General features: G+C 74.0%; 12 protein-coding genes. 6 read left to right on the top strand and 6 right to left on the bottom strand.

The window, feature by feature from the left end; genetic code table 11:
- Positions 1 to 28: 28 nt before the first annotated feature.
- The 4 genes from ABT294_RS37900 to ABT294_RS37885 are packed head-to-tail and all read left to right on the top strand — an operon-like array spanning position 29 to position 5,300.
- Positions 29 to 1,165, top strand: a complete 1,137-nt coding sequence (locus tag ABT294_RS37900) for a siderophore biosynthesis protein (protein WP_350811238.1) — start codon at positions 29 to 31, stop codon at positions 1,163 to 1,165.
- A complete protein-coding gene (locus ABT294_RS37895; protein WP_350811237.1) occupies positions 1,162 to 2,625 on the top strand; it encodes an IucA/IucC family protein in 1,464 nt (487 codons plus the stop codon). Before ABT294_RS37900 ends, ABT294_RS37895 begins: the two co-directional genes overlap by 4 nt.
- A complete protein-coding gene (locus ABT294_RS37890; protein WP_350811236.1) occupies positions 2,626 to 4,230 on the top strand; it encodes an IucA/IucC family protein in 1,605 nt (534 codons plus the stop codon).
- Positions 4,227 to 5,300: a type III PLP-dependent enzyme domain-containing protein gene (locus ABT294_RS37885; RefSeq protein WP_350811235.1), complete on the top strand. Its 1,074-nt coding sequence runs from the start codon at positions 4,227 to 4,229 to the stop codon at positions 5,298 to 5,300. The genes ABT294_RS37890 and ABT294_RS37885 overlap by 4 nt, the downstream gene beginning before the upstream one ends.
- Positions 5,301 to 5,357: 57 nt before the next feature.
- On the opposite strand, the gene ABT294_RS37880 is transcribed toward ABT294_RS37885, so the two are convergent.
- The 3 genes from ABT294_RS37880 to ABT294_RS37870 form a co-directional block, all read right to left on the bottom strand.
- Complete coding sequence (locus tag ABT294_RS37880; protein ID WP_350811234.1) at positions 5,358 to 8,612, bottom strand: ATP-dependent helicase; 3,255 nt, start codon at positions 8,610 to 8,612, stop codon at positions 5,358 to 5,360.
- A complete protein-coding gene (locus ABT294_RS37875) occupies positions 8,606 to 11,812 on the bottom strand; it encodes an ATP-dependent helicase (RefSeq protein WP_350811233.1) in 3,207 nt (1,068 codons plus the stop codon). The genes ABT294_RS37880 and ABT294_RS37875 overlap by 7 nt, the downstream gene beginning before the upstream one ends.
- 184 nt (positions 11,813 to 11,996) lie before the next feature.
- On the bottom strand, positions 11,997 to 13,196 hold the full coding sequence (locus ABT294_RS37870; RefSeq protein WP_350811232.1) for an MFS transporter: 1,200 nt from the start codon (positions 13,194 to 13,196) through the stop codon (positions 11,997 to 11,999).
- 142 nt (positions 13,197 to 13,338) lie between these two features.
- On the opposite strand from ABT294_RS37870, the gene ABT294_RS37865 reads away from it, so the two are divergent.
- Together ABT294_RS37865 and ABT294_RS37860 are read left to right on the top strand one after the other, a co-directional pair.
- Complete coding sequence (locus tag ABT294_RS37865) at positions 13,339 to 16,665, top strand: AfsR/SARP family transcriptional regulator (protein WP_350811231.1); 3,327 nt, start codon at positions 13,339 to 13,341, stop codon at positions 16,663 to 16,665.
- A 153-nt stretch (positions 16,666 to 16,818) separates the two neighbouring features.
- The gene (locus tag ABT294_RS37860; RefSeq protein ID WP_350811229.1) at positions 16,819 to 17,391 is read left to right on the top strand and encodes an NUDIX domain-containing protein; all 573 of its coding nucleotides are present in this window, start codon (positions 16,819 to 16,821) and stop codon (positions 17,389 to 17,391) included.
- A 3-nt stretch (positions 17,392 to 17,394) separates the two neighbouring features.
- Here the strand turns inward: ABT294_RS37860 and ABT294_RS37855 are convergent, their stop codons facing one another.
- The 3 genes from ABT294_RS37855 to ABT294_RS37845 form a co-directional block, all read right to left on the bottom strand.
- The gene (locus ABT294_RS37855; RefSeq protein WP_350811228.1) at positions 17,395 to 20,247 is read right to left on the bottom strand and encodes a CDP-glycerol glycerophosphotransferase family protein; all 2,853 of its coding nucleotides are present in this window, start codon (positions 20,245 to 20,247) and stop codon (positions 17,395 to 17,397) included.
- Between the two features lie 103 nt (positions 20,248 to 20,350).
- Positions 20,351 to 20,665 (bottom strand): MGMT family protein, encoded by a 315-nt coding sequence (locus ABT294_RS37850; RefSeq protein WP_350811227.1) that lies wholly within the window; start codon positions 20,663 to 20,665, stop codon positions 20,351 to 20,353.
- Entirely contained in the window at positions 20,653 to 21,009 is a 357-nt protein-coding gene (locus tag ABT294_RS37845) for a hypothetical protein (protein WP_350811226.1), read from the bottom strand. Before ABT294_RS37845 ends, ABT294_RS37850 begins: the two co-directional genes overlap by 13 nt.
- Position 21,010: the final 1 nt, after the last annotated feature.

Raw genomic sequence — 21,010 nt, 5'->3', positions numbered from 1 at the left:
GCCTTACCTACTCGGGGGTGTCTCGCCGTTGCGGCTCTACCTCACCGCGCTCAAGCCGACGGACTCGGTGACCGACGGCTTCCTGCCCGCCGCCCGCGCTCTGGGCGCCGACGTGACGATCCTCACCGACCGGCCCGAGCAGCATCCGGACGCGGTCAGGTGCGATGTCCGCGACCCGAGGGCGTTGATCGACGCCATCGCCCACCTGGGACGTCCCGCCGCGATCTTCTCCAACTCCGACCACCTGCAGGCCGAGACCGCGCTGGCCGCGGCCTACTTCGGGCTGCCGGGCAAGGACTGGCGGGCCTGTCTGGCGGCCAAGAACAAGTTCCTGATGCGGCGCGCGCTCGCCGACGCCGGGGTGGAGCACGTCCGGTCGGTACGGCTCGCGCCGGAGGACCCGGTGCCGCAGGACCTGCCCTATCCCCTGGTGGTCAAGCCCCGCGAGGGGGTGGCCAGCGAGGACGTGCTGCTGGTCGAGCGGGACCTGGCCGGGGCCGTCGCGGAGGTCAGGAGGCGGCGGCCGGGCGAGGCGCTGGTCGTGGAGGAGTACCTGGAGGGCCCGCTGCGGACGCTGGAGACCCTCGGCGACGCGTCCGGGATCCGGGTGCTCGGCGGGTTCCGCACCACGCTCGGGCCGCTGCCGCACTTCGTCGAGGAACGGCTCGACTGGGCTACGGACGGCCCGCACGAGCACGTCCTGGCCGCCCTGGAGGCGCTCGGGGCGGGGTTCGGAGCCTGCCACACCGAGTACGTCGTCACGCCCGGCGGGCCGCGTCTCGTCGAGGTGAACTACCGGGTGATCGGCGACCACTGCGACTTCCTGCTCGCGGACGTGCTCGGGGTGCCGCTGTTCGAGTGGATCCTGCGGGTGCACCTGGGCGAGCCCGCGCCCGTCGTGCCGGACGTGACGCGGCACGGCAGCGCGGTCAGCCTCGTCGCCGACCGGTCGGGGACGATCACGTCCGCGCCGGGGCCGGAGAAGCTGGTCTCGGGCGGCGTCACGCTCTGGCACCGGCCGCTGCGGGCGGCGGGCGATCCGGTCCGCAAGACGCACACGAACCGCGACTACCTGGGCGTGATCCGGGCCGTCGGCCCCGACAGGGCTCTGGTGGACGCCGCCATCGACTCCTACCGCGCCGCCCGGCCGTGGGTCGTCGAATGACGCGGGAGGCGTACCTGGCCGCCAGGGTGCTCGACGCGTTGCTGCGGGAGGACTACGGGCGGCTGTCGTCGCGGGTGACCAGGAGCAAGGACGGCGTGGCGCTGGTCCTGGCCGGTGGGAGGAGGGTGCGGCTGGCGCCCGGGACGCTGTTCCAGGACTTCGTGGTCGCGCCGGAGGAGCGGCTGGACCTGGGCGCGGTGCTCGGCACGCTGGCCGAGGTCGCGGACCCGGCCGACGCGGAAGGGGTGGCGGCGTTCTCCGAGGAGTGCGCCGCCGCGCTGACCGCCCTGGAGCTGCACGACGCGCACCTGCCGGAGGTGCTGGCCAGGCGGCCGTCCTACGAGTCGCGGGCGGCGTTCGTGGATCATCCGGTCTATCCGACGTCCCGGGCGCGGCCGGGCCTGTCGGCGGGCGAGCTGCTGGCGTACGCGCCGGAGTTCGCGCCCTCGTTCGAGCTGAGATGGGCCGTCGTCCCCCAGGGCATGCTGGTGCCGGGGTCGGCCTGCGCGGCCTTCTGGGGGGACCTGGGGGCCGGGGAGGCGCTGTTTCCCGTTCACCCGCTGGCCGTGGGCGAGGTGCGGAAGGTCGCGCGGGTCCTCGACGGCGAGCGGCTGCGGGTGCGTCCGACGCTCTCCATGCGGACGGTGGAGATCGACTCCCGCACGCACCTCAAGCTGCCCCTGCCCACCAGCACGCTCGGCGCGCGCAACCGCCGCACGATCAAGCCGGGCACGCTGCACGACGGCGCGCGGGCCGAGCTGCTGCTGCGTGAGCTGGCCGACCCGGACGTGCTGGTCGCCGACGAGCAGACGTTCGCGCACGCCGGGCACGAGTTCCTCGCCTGGATGGTCAGAAGGCTCCCCGAGGGGAGGATCGTGCCGGTCGCCGCGCTCAACGCGCCGGGGGTGCTGACAGAGCTGGGGGACGTGCTGCCCGCCTACCTGCGGATCCTGCTGCGCTGGAACGTCCGGCTGTTCGTGTGGTACGGCGTGGCGCTGGAGGCGCACCAGCAGAACCTGTCGCTGGTCTTCGCGGACGGCGGCATGAAGCTGCTCGTCAAGGACAACGACGGTCTCCTGGCCTCCCCCGCGCGGCTGGCCGCGGCGGGCGTCACGGTGCCGGACTTCGCCGACGAGCGGATGCTGACCGACGACCCGCACGCGCTGGCCGACGTGTTCGTGACCATCACGCTGCACCTGGCCGCCGCCGCGGTCGTGTTCGGGGCGCTGCCGCACGCCGAGGCCGCCGCGCTGCTGCGCGACACGCTGTCGGACGCGCTGGCCGAGCACGGCGACGACCCGATGGCCCGGCTCCTGCGCGCCAGGACGCTGGACGCCGCCAGGCTCACCGGCAAATCCATGATCACCGCCGGGACCCTGATGACCAAGGAGCGCTCCGGCGCGCGTGACGTCAACAAGTTCTACGGCACCAGCGGGCCCAACTACCTGAGGAGAGCTTGAATGCACGGACTGGTCCTCGACTCGCCTGCCGCGCTGGCCGAGGAGGCGACGCTGGCGGCCCTGCTGCGCTGCTGCGTGCGGGAGGTGGCGGGGCCGCGCGGCCTGGTGTGGCCCGCGCCTCCCTACCTGCTGCTGCGGGTCGCGGGCACGCTGCTGCGGGTCCGGACGAGCGGCGGCGCCGCGCTGCGCTTCGACGGTCCGCCGGAGCGGCTGGAGCGGGGCGCCTGGCAGCCGCTGACGTCCGGCGAGCTGGTGGAGCTGGCGGAGGCCGCCCTGTCCGACCGGCCGTCGCCGCCCGGCGCGGAGCTCGCCGTGCCGGCGCCGTCCAGCGCGGAGCTCGATGTGCCCGCGCCGGCCAATCCGGAGTTCGCCGGGCAGGTGGCGGCGTCCAGGGACGCGGTGGCCGCGATCCTGCGGGCCAGGGCGGACGCGACGCCGCCCGCCGACCCGTGGCTGGCGTCGGAGCAGGCGCTGGTCTACGGGCACGCGTTCCACCCGAGCCCCAAGGCGCGCGGCGGGGACGGCTGGCTGCGCTACGCGCCTGAGGCGCACGCCGAGTTCCCCGTGCGGCTGCTCGGCGTCCGGGAGGACGTGCTCGCCGAGGAGGGGGACGCGTCGGCGCTCGACAAGCTCGGCGAGGCGCCGACGGGGTACCGGCTGCTGCCCGCACACCCGTGGCAGCTCGGCCTGCTGCGCCCGGCCTTCGGGGTGGAGCTGGTCGACCTGGGGCCGGGGCCCGTCGTGGCGCCGACCTCGTCCGTCAGGACCGTGTACGCCCCCGACGCCGAGTCCTGCCTGAAGTTCAGCCTGGACGTCCGGATCACGAACTGCGTGCGGAAGAACGCCTGGTACGAGCTGGCGGGCGCGGTGGAGCTCACCTCGCGGCTGACCCCGGTCTTCGAGGAGCTGTCCGGCAGGTTCCCCGGCGCGCGCTGGCTGCCCGAGCCCGGGTACCGGTCGGCCGCGCTCGGCTCCCGCCTGCTCGAAGGGCTCAGCGTGATCGTCCGCGCGAGCCCGTGGACGGTCTGCTCCCCCGGCGTCACGCCCGTCCTGGCCGGGGCGCTGGCCCTCGGCACGCCGCCCTGGGACCCGCTGGCCTGGTGGTCGGCGTACGTCTCGGCGGTGGCGCCACCCGTCCTCGAGCTGTTCTTCAGGCACGGCGTGGTCCTGGAGCCGCACCTGCAGAACGTCCTGGTGGGGCTGGACCCCTCCGGGCTGCCCGTCGAGGCGGTCTTCCGCGACCTGGAGGGCGCCAAGCTGGTCGCCGGCCGCCACGACCTCGCCGGCCTGCACCCGAGGGTGGCCGAATCCCTCACCTACGACGCGGAGCGCGGCTGGGCCAGGGTCGTCTACTGCCTGCTCGTCAACCACCTGACGGAGATCGCCGCCACCGTGGCGGGCGACGACGACGCGCTGCTGCGCGAGCTGTGGCTGGTCGCCAGGGACGTCCTGGCCGCGCGGGCCGACGCGCTCGGCCGGCCGCTGCCGCTCTCCGACCTGCTCGCGGGCGCTCCGCTCCCGGCCAAGGCGAACCTGGGCGTGCGCTGGTCGAGGGCCGCCGATCGGGCCGCCGGTTACGTCCCGATCGCGAACCCGCTCGCATGATCGCGCCCCGGGTCCTCGAAGCCGCCGTGCGCCTGCCGGACGTCCCCGCGTACGTCTACGACCTGCCCGCGCTGGACGAGCACGCCGCGCACGTCCGGCGGGCGCTGGCCGGCACCGAGCTGTACTACGCCGTCAAGGCCAACCCGGACGCCGAGCTGCTGCGCGTGCTCGCCAGGCATGTGGACGGCTTCGAGGTGTCGTCGGGCGGCGAGCACGCGCACGTCAGCGCCCTGTTCCCGGACCGGCCGCTGGCCCTCGGCGGCCCCGGCAAGACCGACGACGAGCTGCGCCTGCCGCACCACCGCATCCACGTGGAGTCGCCGAACGAGCTGCGCCGCCTCCTCGCGACCGGCGGGGACGCGGACGTGCTCCTCCGGATGAACCCGGATCTGCCGGTCGAGGGGGCGGCGCTCACCATGAGCGGCCCGTTCGGCATGGACGACGCGGGAGTCCAGGAGTGCCTGCCGCTGTTCACCGACCGCGTGCGGCTGCGCGGTCTGCACGTCCATCTGGCCAGCGGCCTGGACGCCCCCCAGCTCCTGCGGCTGGCGGCGACCCTGCTGGACATCGGCCACGACGAGGTCAACCTGGGCGGCGGGATGGCGGTCTCCTACGCCGACCCCGGCGCCCGGTTCGACTGGTCCGGGTACGGCGGCGGGCTGGCCGCGCTGCGCCGCGCGGGCCAGCGGGTGCGCATCGAGCCCGGCAGGGCGCTGACCGCGTACTGCGGCTCGTACGTGACCAGGGTCGTGGACGTGAAGCGGGTGCACGGCGAGGCGTACGCGATCCTCCTGGGCGGCACCCATCACCTGCGTACGCCGGTGACGAAGGGCCACGACCAGCCGTTCACGGTGCTGCCCACGGGTGGCGGGCCGGGGGTGACGGACGAGCCGGTCACCCTGGTCGGCCAGCTCTGCACCCCGAAGGACGTCTTCGCCCGAAATATCAGGACTTCTGTTCGGGTGGGGGACACGGTGGTGTTCGGGATGGCGGGGGCGTACGCCTGGAACATCTCCCACCACGACTTCCTGATGCATCCCAAACCGCGCTTCCACTACCTGTACCGATGATCAGGAGGAGGCCGGCACCGCGTGCGGCACTCGGGAGGGTGCGTGAGCGCCGCGCGTTCAGGAGGCGGCGGGGACCGCTTCGACGAGGGCCACCAGGCCGTCCGCGTCGAGCAGGTTCACCGGGCGGACGGTCCGGTTCGCGCGCACGTAGTGGAAGGCCGCGCCGACCCGCTCCAGCGGCACCCCCGCCAGGTGCGCCCAGGCCAGCCGGTAGGCCGCCAGCTGCACGGACGCGGCCCTGGCCGCCTTCCCCCTGGGCGGCTCGCCCGTCTTCCAGTCGACGACCTCGTAGCGCCCGTCGGGCAGCTCGAAGACGGCGTCCATCCGGCCGCGCACCAGCCGGTCGGCGATCATGGTCTCGAACGGCACCTCCAGGTCGAGCGGCCGGCGCTCGGCCCACTCGCTCTCCTCGAACCGCTCCTGCAGCTCCGTCAGCCGGACGTCCGCCTCCTCCAGCTCGTCCTCGAACAGGTCGAAGTCGTCGATCAGCCGCTGCTGGTCCCAGCGCGTCTCCAGCCACTTGTGGAAGGACGTGCCGCGCCGCGCCAGCGGGGCCGGCTTGCCCGGCACCGGGCGGCGGATCCTGCGCGCCAGTTCGCGGGCGTCGGCGGCCAGCGTGACCAGCGACGAGACGGTCAGCTTGGACGGCAGCTCGACCGTCGTCGAGCCGCGCCGCCTGTTCAGCTCGCGCTCGCGCAGCAGCAGGTCCGTGTCGCGCTCCCAGGCCCGGACGCGTTCCTCCTCGAACGAGCGCAGCGGCTCGTCCTCGGCCTCGGGCAGCGTGCCCGCCAGCGCGGCCTCCACCAGGCGGGCGCCGTCGAGCACCGACTCGTACCGCAGCCCGTCGGGCGTGACCGGCCAGGTGGCCTCGGCGGGCTCGGCCAGCAGCGGGTTCGCGGCCCCCTCCACCAGCTCGGGCGCCCAGAACGCGACCCGGTCGGCGGTGTCGCGGATCTCCAGCAGGAAGTCGGACGGCTCCAGCGGCTTGGTCGCGCTCCCCCAGCGGTAGCCGGAGGCGATCAGGTGGTAGTGGGCGCGGGTGACGGCGACATAGGCCAGCCTCCGCTCCTCCATCAGGTCGCGGTCGCGGCAGCTCTCGTCGAACGCGGCCAGCTGCTCCTTGCTCAGCCCGCCCAGCCGCGGCAGGTCGGCGGCGTCGCCGCGCAGCGGGTAGGGGAGCTTGCGCGGGTTCTCCGTCCAGCGGCTGTTGGTGACGGGCGTGGCGGGGAACATGCTGCCGGTGGCGATCGTCCCCTTGGAGGTGACGAGCTGCGACAGGCCGGGCACCACCACGACCGGCCACTCCAGGCCCTTGGAGGCGTGCACGGTCATCAGCTTGACGCTGTTGCTCTCGCCGACCCGGCCCGCCTCCAGCCCGAACTCCTCGCTCTCGGCCGCCTCGAGGTAGGCGAGGAACGCGCCGAGCGTGGGATCCTCGGCGTCGCCCGCGAACCTGGACGCCGCGTCGAGGAAGGCGTCGAGGTCGGCCCTGGCCGCGAACGCGCCCGACGCGCCGCCCCTGGCCGCCACCTCGATGTCCAGGCCGAGCCGGCGTTCCACCTCGGTGATCAGGTCGGGCAGCGGCTGGGCGGTGTGCATCCGGAGCTGGCGCAGCTCCTGGGCCAGCGCGACCAGCCTGGTCCTGGCCAGCGGCGAGAAGGACTCCAGCCACGCCTCGCGGTCGGGCAGCTCGTCGAGCGCGTCGACGAGGCTGCCGCGCTCCTCGGCCAGGTCGGCGACCACCTGGTCGAGCGGGTCCTGCTCGCGCCCGCCGGTACGGGTCTCGCGGGTCAGCTCGCGGGCGTACTCGCCGAGCACCCGCAGGTCGGCGGGGCCGATGCGCCAGCGCGGCCCGGCCAGCAGCCTGGCCAGCGCGTCTCCCGCCGTCGGGTCGTAGAGCACCCTGAGCGTGGCCACGATGTCGCTGACCTCGGGCACGGTCAGCAGCCCGCCCAGGCCGACCACCTCGACCGGGATGTCACGCTCTTCGAGCGCCCTGCGCAGCGCGGGGAACTGCGACCGCTTGCGCGCCAGGATCGCGACGTCCTGCGGCTGGAGGGCGAGCGTCTTCTTGCGCTCCTTCTCGCCCCAGGGGAGGCCGTCGGGGGCGACCTCCTGGCCGAGGATCCTGGCGACGCCCTCGGCGACCCATCGGGCCTCGTCCTCGGCGGTCTCGTGGAAGGCGCAGGTGACGCGGCCCCTGTCGACCCGGTTCGGCCCGGGCACGAGGACCGGGACCTCGCGCGCCTCCATGCGGAGCGGCAGCTGGACGCGGGCGGCGACGTCGAGGACGCGGTCGCCGTTGCGGAAGCTGACGCTGAGCTGCCTGACCGGGGCGAGGTCGCCGGTATTCGTGCGGAAATCCTGGGAGAACCGGCGGAGGTTGCCCGCGGACGCACCGCGCCAGCCGTAGATCGACTGGCAGGGGTCGCCCACCGCCGTGACCGGGTGGCCGTTGCCGTACAGGCTTCTCAGCAGGACGAGCTGGGCGTGGCTGGTGTCCTGGTACTCGTCGAGCAGCACCACGGAGAAGCGGGACCGCTCGCTCTCGCCGACCTCCTTGTGGTTGGCGGCGATCCTGGCGGCGAGCGACATCTGGTCGCCGTAGTCGATCACCTCGCGCCCGCGCTTGAGCCGCTCGTACGCCTCCACCAGCGGCAGCAGCTGCTCCCTGGCCCCCTGGACGGTGACGGGCCTGCGCTGGGCGATCGTCGTCCTGCCGGGCAGCCCGTCGAGCATCCCTGTCAGCCACTCGCCCACCCGCCGCACGTCGGACGCCGTGCGCAGGTGCTCCGACAGCTCGCCCGCGAGCTCCAGGACGGCCGCCGTGACCGACGGCGGACCCAGCTCGATCCGGTCCATCGGCCCGTCGTACATCGCCACCACCCGCGACGCGAGCTGCCAGGAGACCGCGGGCGTGACCAGGCGCATGGTCGGCTCCAGCGCCTCGCGCAGCGCGTGGTCGGTGACCAGGCGGGCGGCGTACGCGTGATACGTGGAGACGGTCGGCTCGTTGTCGAGCAGCTCGGGCTCGACCAGGCCGGCCTCCGCCAGGCCGTTCAGCCGCTCCCTGACGCGGGTGGCCAGCTCGGCGGCGGCCTTGCGGGTGAACGTCAGCCCCAGCACGTTCTCCGGCCTGACCAGGCCGTTGGCCACCAGCCAGACGACCCGCCCGGCCATCGTCTCGCTCTTGCCCGAGCCGGCGCCCGCCATGACGACCATCGGTTCCAGCGGCGCCTCGATCACGGCGGCCTGCTCGCGCGTGGGCGGCAGGATGCCGAGCTTGCCCGCGAGCTCCTCGGGGCTCAGCACACCTGCCCCCCGCCGTCGTTGACCGGGCAGCTCGCCTTGGCCGCGCAGGTGCGGCAGCCGTCGTTGACCTTGGCCTGGAAGAACGGGCCCGACATGCCGATCGCCACGGTGTCGACGAGGTCTCTGGCCCAGCCGGGGTCCTTGTCGTCGGCGAGGGCGCCCTGCTTCTGCTCCAGCGCCTCGTTCTTGCCCGCGGCCTTGCCGAGCTGGACCAGCGCGGCGCCGCCCGGCTCGGTCATGCCGTGCCTGGCGAACGCGCCGAGCAGCGCGGCGAGCTGGTAGACGCCGAGCTGCGGGTGCCGGCCGAGGTCGCCCGGCCTGGGCTTGGAGCCGCCGGTCTTGAGGTCGATGATCACCGCGCGGTTCTCCGAGTCGCGCTCGACGCGGTCGACGCGGCCCTTGATCTCGACGTTCTCCGAGACCCTGGCCGTGAACGCCTCCTCCAGGGCCACCAGCTCGCGCGGGTTCTCCTGGTGCCAGCGCAGGAACTTGCCGATCATCTGCTCGGCCACCTGGCGTTGCTTGCGGTTGAACCAGACGCCGCCGAAGTCCAGCTCGTTCCAGATCTCGTCCAGGCGCTTGCCGAGGAGGTCCTCGCTGGGCAGGTCGGTGGCGGCCAGCACGGCGAGCGCGTGGATGACCGTGCCCAGGCCCTGGGCGGAGCTCGTGCCGGCCGCGCCCACGGCCGTCTCCAGCAGCCAGCGCAGGCCGCACTTGGTGAAGTTCTCCACAGCGGACGGGGAGATCCTCACGATGTCGTCAGGCCAGCTCAGCGGGCGGTCGTCGGAGATCGGGGTGAGCGCGTACCAGTCGTTCGGGTGGGCGCCCTGGACGCCGGCGGCGGCGAGCCTGGCGAGCTGCCTGGCGGCCTTCTGCCGGACCATGGCCGGTTTGGTGGGGTCGGTCACCGCGCTGCGCAGGTCGGCCACCAGTGCCGACATGCTCAGCCAGCGCGCCCGGTCGTCGCCGGTGGCCGCCTCGACCGCGCCCGGCATCAGCTCGGTCAGGAACCTGGAGGGGCGTTCGTCGGTGTCCTCGCCGCCGACGGCGGTCACGACCAGCCTGCGGCGGGCCCGCGTGGCCGCCACGTAGAACAGCCTGCGCTCCTCGGCCAGCAGCTTGGACGCCAGCGACGCCGCGTTCGGCTCCGCCCCCTCGAGCAGCTCGACGAGGTCCTCCACGCCCAGCATCGACCCGCGCAGCCGCAGGTCGGGCCAGACGCCCTCCTGCACGCCGGCGACCACGACCACGTCCCACTCCAGCCCTTTGGAGCGGTGGGCGGTCAGCACCCGCACGGCGTCGCCGTCGGGCGCCCGGTCGGCCAGCGTGTCGCCGGGGATCTCCTGCGACGCCAGATGGTCGAGGAACACCTCGGCGCCCGCTCCGGGTGTGCGGTCCACGAACCGGGCCGCGTGGTCGAAGAGCGCGACCACGGCGTCGAGATCCCGGTCGGCCTGCGCGCCCCGCGCGCCGCCGGCCAGGCTCAGCTCGGTCCAGCGCTCGGCGAGCCCGCTGCCCTGCCACACGGCCCACAGCGCGTCCTCGGCGGTGCCCTGCGCCCGCAACGCCTCCCTGGCGGTGCCCAGCAGCCTGGCGACCCGTTCGGCGGGCAGCGCCACGTGCGGCTCGACGCGGGTCAGCTCGCGGGCGTCCTTCACGGCCGCCACCAGCAGCTCTCCGGACGAGCGCGCCGCGAAGCCCAGCGTCTCCTGCTCCTCCCCGGGGTCCAGTGCCTCGTTCTCGGCGATCTTCAGGGCTCGCCGCAGGCGGCGGACGCCGATCATGTCGGTGCCTCCGAGAGGGCCGGTGAGCAGTTCCTCGGCCACCCCCTCGTCCAGCTCGCGGGGGTCGAGCGCGACCCTGAGCATCGTCAGCAGGGGACGCACCCCCGGCTCCTGGGCGATGGGCACCTCGTCACCCGCCACCATGGTCGGCACCCCGGCGCTGACCAGCGCCCGCCGCAGCAGCGGCACCTGCCTGGAGGCGGACCGCACCAGCACCGCCATCCGGTGCCACGGCACCCCGTCGATCAGGTGGGCCCGGCGCAGCGTGTCGGCGACGATGGCGGCCTCCTGGCTGGTGCTGTCGGCCAGCAGCACGCGCACCTCGCCCGCCTCGACCCCGTCGCCGGGCAGCAGCTCCCTGTGCCCGTGGACCCTCGCGCGCTCTCCCACGGGGTCGGGCAGGGGCGCGGCAGGCAGGCGGGCGGCGACGCGGCGGGACGCCTCCAGCAGGTCGGGACCGCTGCGGCGGCACACGCGCAGCGCCATCACCGGGGCGTCCCTGCCGTCGCGGGTGCGGAAGCGTTCCGGGAATTTCAGGATTCCGCGGACGTCCGCGCCTCGGAAGCCGTAGATCGACTGGTCAGGGTCGCCGACGGCCACCAGGTCACGGCCGTCGCCGGCGAGTTGCTGCAGCAGGAACTCCTGTGACGGGTCGGTGTCCTGGTACTCGTCCACGAACACCACGTCGTGCGCGGCCCGCTCCCGCCTGCGTACCTCGGGATCGGCGAGCACCCCGGCCGCGGCCCTGATCAGCTCGGCGTAGTCGAGCGACGGCTCCGGGTCCAGGTCGAAGCGGACCTGGTAGCGCTCGGAGAAGTGGCCGGCCGCCACCCAGTCGGCCCTGCCGTGCCGCCTGCCGAGCGCGACCAGGCGCTCGCCGTCGAGGCCGCGCTCCTCCGCGCGGGCCAGGAAGTCGCGGAGTTCCTCGGCGAAACCGCGGGTCTTCAGCGGCTCGCGCAGCGAGACAGGCCAGGCGCGGGCGCCGTCCTCCAGCTCGCCGTGCAGCAGCCGCCGGATCTCCAGCAGCTGCTCGGGGCCGGTCAGCAAGCGCGGCGGGACCTCGCCCGCCAGCACCGCCTCGCGGCGCAGCAGCGCGTAGGCGTAGCTGTGGAAGGTCAGCGCGAGCGGGGTGCGGGTCGTGCGCCGCAGCCGCGCGGTGACGCGCTCTCGCAGCTCGCCGGCGGCCTTGCGGCTGAAGGTGAGGATGAGCACCCGCTCGGGATCGACGCCGCGCCGCTCGATCCGGTCGACCACGGACTCCACGATCGTGGTGGTCTTCCCCGTGCCGGGCCCCGCGAGGACGAGCAGCGGCCCGCTCCCGTGCTCGACCACCGCGCGCTGGTGCTCGTCGAGCACAGGGGCCGCAACAGGCCCGCCGCCCCCACGTCGCACCAACCGCCAGGTCTGACCACTCACAGCACTAGATTCCACCAGACCACAGGGGTAGATCGTGCCGACTTGACCGGTCACCCCGGCGATCCGCCCAAAAGTACCGGGGCAAATCCCCAGAATCCCGCCGACACGCCGGGGCGCTGTCCCTGGAGAGACGTGAGCGATCAGGCTGCTCGACGGCGTTGCGGGCGGCCGTGGCGAAGACGGCTCAGTGGCGCTGTGCCGGGAATCCGTGGGCCCGGGCGGCGAGCACCACCGCGAGGACCGGCGCGAGGAGGACGAGCGTGCTCCAGGCGAACGAGGTCGAGCCGAACAGGTCGAGAAGGACGCCGCCGACGATCCCGCCACCGGCCATGGCCGCGTTCCACAGGGTGACGAGCAGGGCCTGCGCCGCGTCCGCCGCGTCGCCGCCCGCGTCACCGGCGGCGGTCTGCAGCAGGGTCGGGGCGCCGCCCCAGCCGAGCCCCCACAGCGTCACCGCGACGTAGACGAGGGCGGTGCTGTCGGCCCACAGCGCCAGGACGGCGGCGGCCACGGCGACCAGCAGCACGCTGGCGACGGTCAGCGCGCGGAGGCGGCGGTGGATGTGCGCCCCCACGACTCCGATGCTGAGCAGCGAGGCGACGCCGAAGACCAGCAGGATCAGGTCCGTGGACGCGCCCATGCCGAGCCCGTCGAGGAACGTGGCGATGTAGGTGTAGAGGATCGTGTGGGCCAGGACGAAGACGAGGGTCACGAACAGGACGGGCGCCACGCCGGGAACACGGAGGACGCGCGGCCTCGCCGCCTGCCCGTCCCGGCGCCGGCCGGGGAAGTCCGGGACGACCGCGGTGATCCAGCCGAACAGGACGACGGTCAGACCGGTCATGATCAGGAACGCGACCTGCCAGCCGAGCGCCGCGCCGAGGAACGTCCCCGCCGGGACACCCAGCGACAGCGCGACCGGGATGCCGGCCATCGCGATGGCGATCGCCCTGCCCTGCAGGTGGGCGGGCGACATCCGGCGCGCGTACCCGGCGAGCAGCGACCAGGCGAGCCCGGCCGCCACCCCGGCGGCGAACCTGGCCGTCATGGTCAGAAGGTAGGACGTCGACAGCGCCGTGACGGTGTTGGCGACGGCGAACGCCGCGACGGTCGTCAGCAGCAGGCGCTTGCGCCGCCACGCCCCGGTGGCGGCGGTCAGCGGGACGGCGGTCAGCGCGGTCCCGATCGCGTAGATCGTGACGGCCTGCCCCGTCGCGGACTCGCTGACACGCAGGCCGGCGCTCATCGCGGGCAGCAGGCCCGCGGGCAGCGTCTCGGTCAGGCTGGTGATGAAGACGGCCGTGGCCAGCGCCAGCAGCGCCGACAGGGGCAGTCTTCGGTCGGTCTGGCCTGGGGAGGCGGGGTTCAGCGCCGCGTTGCGCATGATGGTCGGTCCTTGCTTGTTGCCGTACGTGAAGGTCGCTCCGGTTCGCGCCCGCTGACAGGGACGACTGTGCCGTGGGGCGCTTCGGGAGTGCTGACGGTCCGCTGACGGTCCGCCGCGGCACCGTGTGTACGGTGCTGGCATGCGGTTTGGCGTGCTCGGTCCGCTGATGGTGTGGGACGGCGCGGGAGATCCCGTCAGGATTCCCGAGGCGAAGGCCCGGGCGCTGCTGGCCGATCTGCTGGTGCACGAGGGACGGCCGGTCTCCGCCGACCGGCTCATCGACGACCTGTGGGGCGAGCAGCCGCCGGGCAAGCCCGCCAACGCCCTCCAGGCCAAGGTCTCCCTGCTGCGCCGGGCCCTCGGCCGGGACCGCGTGGTGCGCCAGACGCCCGGATATCGGCTCAGTCTCGGCGGCCCCGGCGACGAGGTGGACGCCCACCGGTTCCACTCGCTGGTGGCGCAGGCCCGCGCGATCGACGATCCGCGGGCGCGGGCCGCGCTGCTCACCGAGGCGCTGGAGCTGTGGCGGGGGCCCGCGTTCGCCGACTTCGCGGACGAGGAGTTCGCCCGGGCGGCGGCCGAACGCCTGACCGACCAGCGCCTGACCGTGCTGGAGGAGCAGGCCGAGGCCCGTCTGGAAGCAGGGGACCACGGCCTGCTCGTCGGGGAGCTCGCGGACCTGGTGGCGCGTCATCCGCTGCGGGAGCACCTGCGTGCCGTCCAGATGCGGGCGCTGTACCTGGCGGGCCGCCAGAGCGAGGCGCTCTCGTCGTACGCCGAGCTGCGGCGACTGCTGGCCGACGAGCTGGGCCTCGATCCGAGCCCGGAGCTCGCCGCACTGCACGAGGCGATCCTGCGTCAGGACGCCTCACTCCTCCCGGCACCGAGACCGGATGCTACCGCCGTGCCTGCCGGAACCACCGAGACGATCGGGACCGCCTCGGCTGCCGGGCCGCCGCGGTCGAATCTGCCGGTCCCGCTCACCGCTCTGGTCGGCCGCGACCGGTGCGTGGACGAGGTCGTCCACCTCGTCAGGTCTGCGCGCCTGGTGACGCTCTCGGGGCCAGGCGGGGTCGGCAAGACGCGGCTCGCCACGGAGGCCGCCACCCGCCTCGCCAACGCTCTTGCCGGTGCTGACGGGAGCTTCCCGGACGGGGTGTGGCTCGTTGAGTTCGCCGGGCAGCGCGGAGGGCTGGCGGAGCTGGCTCAGGAGATCTCCGCCGTGCTCGGTATCCGCGACGCAGTGCCAGCCGGGGTGCCAGCCGGGGTGCCAGCCGGGGTGTCCGGAGTCGACGCGTTCGCCGGGCCCGCCGACCGGCTCGCGGCGGTGCTGCGCGACCGGCGGCTGCTTCTCGTCCTCGACAACTGCGAGCAGGTGGTCGAACCGGCCGCCGCGCTCACGGAGCTCTTGCTGCGCACCGCCGCCGGGCTGCGGGTCCTGACCACCGGCCGGGAGCCGCTGGGGCTCACGGGCGAGACGGTGTACCTGGTCGAGCCGCTTCAGGAAGCCGACGCGGTACAGCTGTTCGCGGCCCGCGCCGCAGCCGCCGCCCCCGGGTTCTCGCTGGCCGGAAGCCGCGAGGCCGTCGCGGAGATCTGCCGTCGTCTCGACGGCATTCCGCTCGCCCTCGAACTGGCCGCGACCCGCGTCCGGGCACTCGGAGTGGAGGAGCTGGCGGCGCGGCTCACCGACCGGTTCCGGGTGCTCACCACCGGCCGGCGGGGCGCGCCCGCGCGCCAGCAGACCCTGCGGGCGATGATCGACTGGAGCTGGGAACTGCTCAGCGCGCCCGAACGCGTCGTGCTGCGCAGGCTCGCCGTGCACGTGGACGGCTGCTCCCTGGACGCGGCCGAGGCGGTCTGCGCGGGTGACGGTGTGCGCCGGGCGGAGGTCCTCGACCTGGTCACCCGGTTGGTCGACCGGTCCCTCGTGGTGATGGTGGAGGGGGCGGCGGGGCCGCGCTACCGCCTGCTGGAGTCCGTCGCCGCGTACGCCAGGGAACGCCTGCACGAGACGGAGGACCCCGCCGACACCCGTGACCGGCATCTACGCCACTACCTCCAGCTCGCCGAACGCGCCGTGCCGCACCTTCGCGACGGCGAGCAGCAGACCTGGCTCGACCGTCTCGACGCTGACTCCGCCAACCTGCGCGCGGCCCTCGACGAGGCGATAGGACGATCGGCCACAGAGGAGGCGGCCCCACGATCAGCCGTGAACGAGGCAGTACGGCGATCGGGCGCCGACGACGCGGTCCCGCGACCAGCCGCAGAGGAGGCGGCGCGGCTCGCCGGAGCCCTGTGCTGGTGGTGGCTGCTGCGCGGCCGCCTGCACGAGGCTCGACGCACCCTGTCAGCGGTGCTCGACGTCGCCCCGCAGGACGTCGGGCTCCGCGTGCTGCGGGCCGCGTTCGCGCTGCTGACGGGTGACCGGTCCGGGGCGGGCGAGGACGTCGAAGGCATCCCGGTGGGGCATGGCCGGGCCGTGTGGCTGTACGCGTACGGACTGTTCCACGCCGGTGACCCCGCCGCGAGCGAGCAGGCCAACGCCCGCGCGCTGGACCTGTTCACCGGAGCCGGCGACCGCTGGGGCACCGCCGCCGCCCTCGGGCTGCGGGCGATGCTCGCGCTGGTCCAGGGGGACCTCACCGCCATCGGGCAGGCCGGTACCCGCGCCGCGGCCCTGTTCCACGAGCTCGGCGACCGTTGGGGAGAGCTGCAGACCGTGTCGCCGCTCGCCACGCTCGCCGAGATCAGGGGTGACTACAAGGAGGCCGAGCGCCGCCAGAGCGACGGTCTGCGCATCGCCAGGGAGCTGGGCCTGCAGACGGAGGTCTCCGCGCGCCTGTCGGGCCTCGGCAGGCTGGCGCTGCTCGCGCGGCACTGGGACTGGGCGCGTGACCTGCACGAGCGGGCACGGCGGCTGGCCGTCGAACAGGGCTACCGGTACGGCGAGATGCACGCGCTGATGGGGCTCGCCCTCGGCGCGCGCCGTTCCGGCGACCTCGACGCCGCCCAGTCGTACCTGCTCCGCATTCGCGACGAGTACGAGTCGTCGGAGATCGGTGAGCACCTGCTGCACGCGGAACTCGGCTTCACCGCCGAGCTGCGCGGAGACGAGGCCCGGGCCGCCGGGCACCACCTGCGCGGCCTGGAGATCGCGCTCTCCCTCCAGGAGCCGCGCGCGTTGGCGCTCTCCCTGGAAGGTCTGGCGGGCGCGCTGGCCCTGTCCGGCGACGCGGACCGTGCCGCCCTCCTGCTCGGCGCGGCGGACGCGGCCCGCCGAAGCGTGGACGCCCCGCTCCCGCCCGCCGAACGCGGCGACGTGGACCGGATCGCCTCCGCCGCCACGGCCGCCCTGGGCGAGAGGGCCTTCGCGGCGGCGTTCCGCCGCGGCACCGAAACCGGCCCAGCGGTCGCAGCCGACGTGGGGCGCCGCTTCGGAGCGAACCGGGCCGCCTCGCGGTGACCGCTCGCGCCGGCCGCCGCGAGACACGCGCTCGGGGCGAACCGGGCTACGCGTTCAACACGCCGCGGCTGATCACGTGGTGCTCCTTCCGCCCTGGTGAGAGCGCTGTACGGTGGTGCCGTCGAAACGGCAGCCTGCCCCAGGAGTCCCCCCATGCTCTGGAAGGTCCACTCGGAGAAGCCGCTCTACACCGACCCGTGGCTGGACGTCCGCCTCGCGGACGTCGAACTCTTCGACGGCAGGCGCCTGCAACACCGCGTCATCCGCACCGCGCCGAAAGCCGGGGCGGTCGTGACGGACATCCGCGACCGGGTGCTGCTGATCTGGCGACACCGGTTCATCACCGACTCGTGGGGCTGGGAGATCCCGCTGTGCGCCATCGACGAGGGCGAGGACTTCGCGGCCGCCGCAGGGCGCGGATTCGAGAGCGCGTCAGGCTGGCGGCCCGGCCCGCTGCGCCCGCTGCTCTGCGTGCAGCCGTCCAACGGCACCTCTGACAGTGTCCACCACGTCTACCGCGCCGACACCGCCAGCTACGTCAGCGCGGCGCCGCGGCCCGCCGACGCCGAGCGGGTCGACTGGATCCCGGTGCAGAGCCTCCCGGGCCTGATCGACCTGGGAGACGTCGTCGACGGCACCACCCTGGCGTCACTGCTCTACCTGCTGGCCGAGCAGCCGCTGCCCGAGCGGCGCGGCCGCCTCGCCGTGCGGCCGCCCTGGATGTGACGGTCAGGAGAAGACGTGGTCGACCACGCGGGCGGTGGCCTTGCCGTCGTCTCTGGGGGCGAAGGTGGCGCGGAAGGCGTCGTAGCGGTCGGCGTGGGCCGCCGCGACCTGGTCGATCGACCGCAGCGCGTCGACGACCTCCGCTGACGTCGACAGCACCGGGCCGGGGGCCTGTTCCGGCAGGTCCACGTACAGCCCGCGCCTGGCGGTGTACTTGGCCAGGTCATAGGCGTAGAAGACCATCGGGCGGCCCGTGGCGGCGAAGTCGAACATGACCGACGAGTAGTCGGTCACCAGCACGTCCGTGACCAGGAGCAGATCCGCCATCTCGGGGTAGGTCGTGACGTCGTGGGCGATGTCGGGGACGGCGGGGAACGCCTGCATCGGGTGGCCGCGTACGAGGAGTTCGTGGTCGGCCCCCAGCGCCTCCCTGGCCTTGGCGAGGTCCAGCTTCACCATCGCGTTCTTGCGGTCGTAGTCGCGCCAGGTCGGCGCGTACAGCACCACCCGCTTGCCCTCGGCCAGCCCCAGCCGCTCGCGGATGCGCGCCGCCAACTGGTCCCTGTCGGGCGAGGTGAGGACGTCGTTGCGCGGCAGCCCGCTCTCCAGGATCTCGCCCTGGTAGCCGAAGGCCCGCCGCAGCACCGGGGTCGCCCACGGCGACTGCGACACCAGGACGTCCCAGCCGCGCACCTCGGCCGCCTGCCGGTGGTACACCGGCGGCCTGGGGTCGCGTGACATGTGCGGCAGGTCGTTGCCGACGCGCTTGGCGGGCGTGCCGTGCCACGTCTGCACCACGACCTGCTCCTCGCGCGAGCGGAACCAGGCGGGCAGGAACGCGTTCGTCACGATGTACCGGGACCTGGCCAGCGCCGCGTGGTGCTCGCGGCTGTTGGCCCGCACCACGGTGGCGCCCTCGGGCGGGGTGAACGCGCCGTCCTTGACGATCCAGATGTGCTCGCGGTCGTCGCCGCGCCGCAGCCGCTCCTCGTAGATGGAGCGGACGCTGTCGGCGTACAGGCGGCCGTCGTTGACCACGTAGACAGTGGCGTCGTTCAGCGGCTCGGTGCGCTGCGCCGGGTAGAAGACGCGGCGCAGCACGTGCGTGCCCGCCACGCCCTTCTCGTCGGCGGGCCGGTCCTCCTCGGCCACGAGCACCGGGACGTCGAAGCGGGTGGACAGCATCCGGTAGGAGCGTCCGTCGAAGGCGCGCGGTTCCTCGTCGAGGCCCGGCAGCGCGGCGTGGTCCATGCGGACCGGGACGATCTCTCCCGACGGGTGGCGGACCGACATGTTCCAGGTGCCGGACGCCAGCGGCACCGGCTCGCCGAAGCGGTCCATGGACGCGGGCGCGAGCCGCACGGTGAAGTCGTCGCCGTCGCGATCGATCGGCACGGTGTAGGACAGGCCGGAGCGATGCCGCAGCGAGAGCAGGCGCGGGCCCGCCGCGTCGGGGTAGCGGCCGCGCAGCACCAGCGTCGCCCCCTCCCAGACGGCTGAGGTGATCACGGGTCTGATGCGGTGCGCCGAGACGAGCACGCGGTCGCGCCGGTCGCCCAGCACGGTGATCTCGCGGTCGCCGACCTGCGCCCTGGTCTCGACCAGGTCGCCGAGCATGACGGACGCGGCGGGGTCGCCCTTGGGCTCCACCCAGAGCCGCCGGCCGTCCTTCTCGTGCAACAGGGCGGAGACGGCCTGGCCGATCGACACCTCGGTGCCTCCGGCGACGGCCGCGAAGTCGGCGGCCATGCGGTGGCCGCCCAGCCTGGCGTGCCCCTTGGTGAGGGTGCGGCCGGGCAGGAAGATCTTCAGTTCCAGCCGGTCGCCGTCGACCGAGACGCCGGTCAGTTCGGCCCTGTTCGGCTGGAGCACGACCTGAAGGGCCCGGTCGGACGTCCAGACCGGCCTGGCCCACCAGCCGGGACGCAGCTTGAGCCCGGCGGGCCGCTCGGTGCGGCCCGGTGAGGCGCCGCGCAGCAGGCCGGTCGCCCGCGCGCCACGGCTCCAGAACACGATCTCGGCCCGCCACGTGGTGGTGTCGCGGACGGCGGGACGGTGACGCAGCCGCCGCCGCACGCCGGAGACGATCGCGCGGACCGCCCCGCGCCAGCGCAGCGCGAACGGGTTCAGCTCGGCGGTGAAGCCCGACCAGTCGTAGTTGCAGCCGGGCTCGCGGGCACCGTGGGTCGCCTCGGGCGCGAACACCCGGCGGGTGCGCAGCCGCACGGGCGGCAGCCAGCGCGGCCCGCGCAGCACCACCGTGGCCCGGTTGAAGCGGCGGCTGCGGACCGACAGGCCCGCCAGGTAGGCGAAGCCGGTGACGCGCAGCCTGCCGTCGACCCAGACGATGTCGTCGATGTGGGTGACCGGCACCAGGTCGGCGCGGCGCAGCCGGAACAGGTCAGGCGACAGCTCGTCACGGTAAGGCAGGTCGGCGTACCAGCGCAGGCCCTTGCGGATGCGCTTGGACGGCTCGGCCGCCGCGGCCACCACCGTGGTGAGGGTCTCGCCGTCGACCAGTTCCTCGTCGGGACGGTGCTCGATCAGATGGCAGATCAGCCTGCGCGCCACGGGCAGGTCGCGCTTGACCCCGGCGTCGACCGCGGCCAGGTAGGGACGCACCAGGGCGACCAGCTCGCGCCGCCGGGCCGCGCCGCGCTTGACGGCGAGATCCATGCGCCCGCCCAGCGGGCCGCTGAGAACCTCGGAGTCGAACGCGGAGTCTCGGCCACCCGGGCCGACCGCCTTCATGACGGCTTCGAGCGGTTCACCCCGATCGCAGAGGTCCTGGACAGCCTTCAGGCGGTCGGCGAGCAGATCGCCGCTCGGCACCTGGGCTGTGACGCCGGTTGCCATCGGGGAGGCACCGCCTTTCGGACCGCCATCACTGTTCAGGCCATGGTAATGGGAGTCACAGGCTGCGTATTCGCCCCGAACCGGAAACCGCAGCTCAAGGCGGTTACTTAAAATCCGCTGAACGCCCGTCCCAGCGGGCCCGCCGCATGTCGGCCCGCTCGCCGCGCAACGGCGTGCCCTCCTCGCGCCAGTGCGCCAGGCAGCGTTGCTGATGGTCGGGGGCCGCGCCGGTGCCGTCGGCGTGCACGACCCGCCACCAGGGCACGCCGCCACCCCAGGTGGACATCACGCGTCCCACCTGGCGCGGGCCGCCCTCGCCGAGGTACTCGGCGATGTCGCCGTACGACATGACCTTGCCGGGCGGGATCCGCTCGACGACCTCGAGGACACGTTCCGCGTACGGGTTCAGGGGGTCCACACGGCCGGCCCCGCCTCGATGATCTCCTCGAACTTGCCGATCTCGCCCACCATGCCGTCGGCGGCCACCTCGACGACGCCGTCGCGGAGCGCGTAGACCTCGCCGTCCTCACCGACGAGGCTGCCGCCGAGCACGGACGAGAGCCGGACGAGCTGGGCCACGTGCCAGTCGGAACCGGGTTCGCCGACGACCTGGCCCTGCCAGCGTCCGACAGCGTGCGTGCCGCCGCCGTGCCTGGCGACGATCTCAGATTCGCGCAGCCCGAAACCGGCAGGCGCGATCGCCTTCGCGAGCTCCGCGAACGCCAGCGGCGACTCGCGGACCACCCGCAGCTCGTATCCCATG

The organism is Nonomuraea sp. NPDC000554 (assembly GCF_040300065.1).
In the GTDB taxonomy this organism is placed as follows: domain Bacteria; phylum Actinomycetota; class Actinomycetes; order Streptosporangiales; family Streptosporangiaceae; genus Nonomuraea.
Note: the sequence above shows the minus strand (reverse complement) of the source record. Positions and strands in the feature narration are given on the sequence as shown.

Bases quoted from the DNA above. Each gene is read 5' to 3' on its own strand.
- ABT294_RS37870 (WP_350811232.1), bottom strand. From the start codon at position 13,196: ATGCGCAACGCGGCGCTGAACCCCGCCTCCCCAGGCCAGACCGACCGA.
- ABT294_RS37865 (WP_350811231.1), top strand. From the start codon at position 13,339: ATGCGGTTTGGCGTGCTCGGTCCGCTGATGGTGTGGGACGGCGCGGGA.
- ABT294_RS37855 (WP_350811228.1), bottom strand. From the start codon at position 20,247: ATGGCAACCGGCGTCACAGCCCAGGTGCCGAGCGGCGATCTGCTCGCC.
- ABT294_RS37895 (WP_350811237.1), top strand. From the start codon at position 1,162: ATGACGCGGGAGGCGTACCTGGCCGCCAGGGTGCTCGACGCGTTGCTG.
- ABT294_RS37845 (WP_350811226.1), bottom strand. From the start codon at position 21,009: ATGGGATACGAGCTGCGGGTGGTCCGCGAGTCGCCGCTGGCGTTCGCG.
- ABT294_RS37860 (WP_350811229.1), top strand. From the start codon at position 16,819: ATGCTCTGGAAGGTCCACTCGGAGAAGCCGCTCTACACCGACCCGTGG.
- ABT294_RS37885 (WP_350811235.1), top strand. From the start codon at position 4,227: ATGATCGCGCCCCGGGTCCTCGAAGCCGCCGTGCGCCTGCCGGACGTC.
- ABT294_RS37890 (WP_350811236.1), top strand. From the start codon at position 2,626: ATGCACGGACTGGTCCTCGACTCGCCTGCCGCGCTGGCCGAGGAGGCG.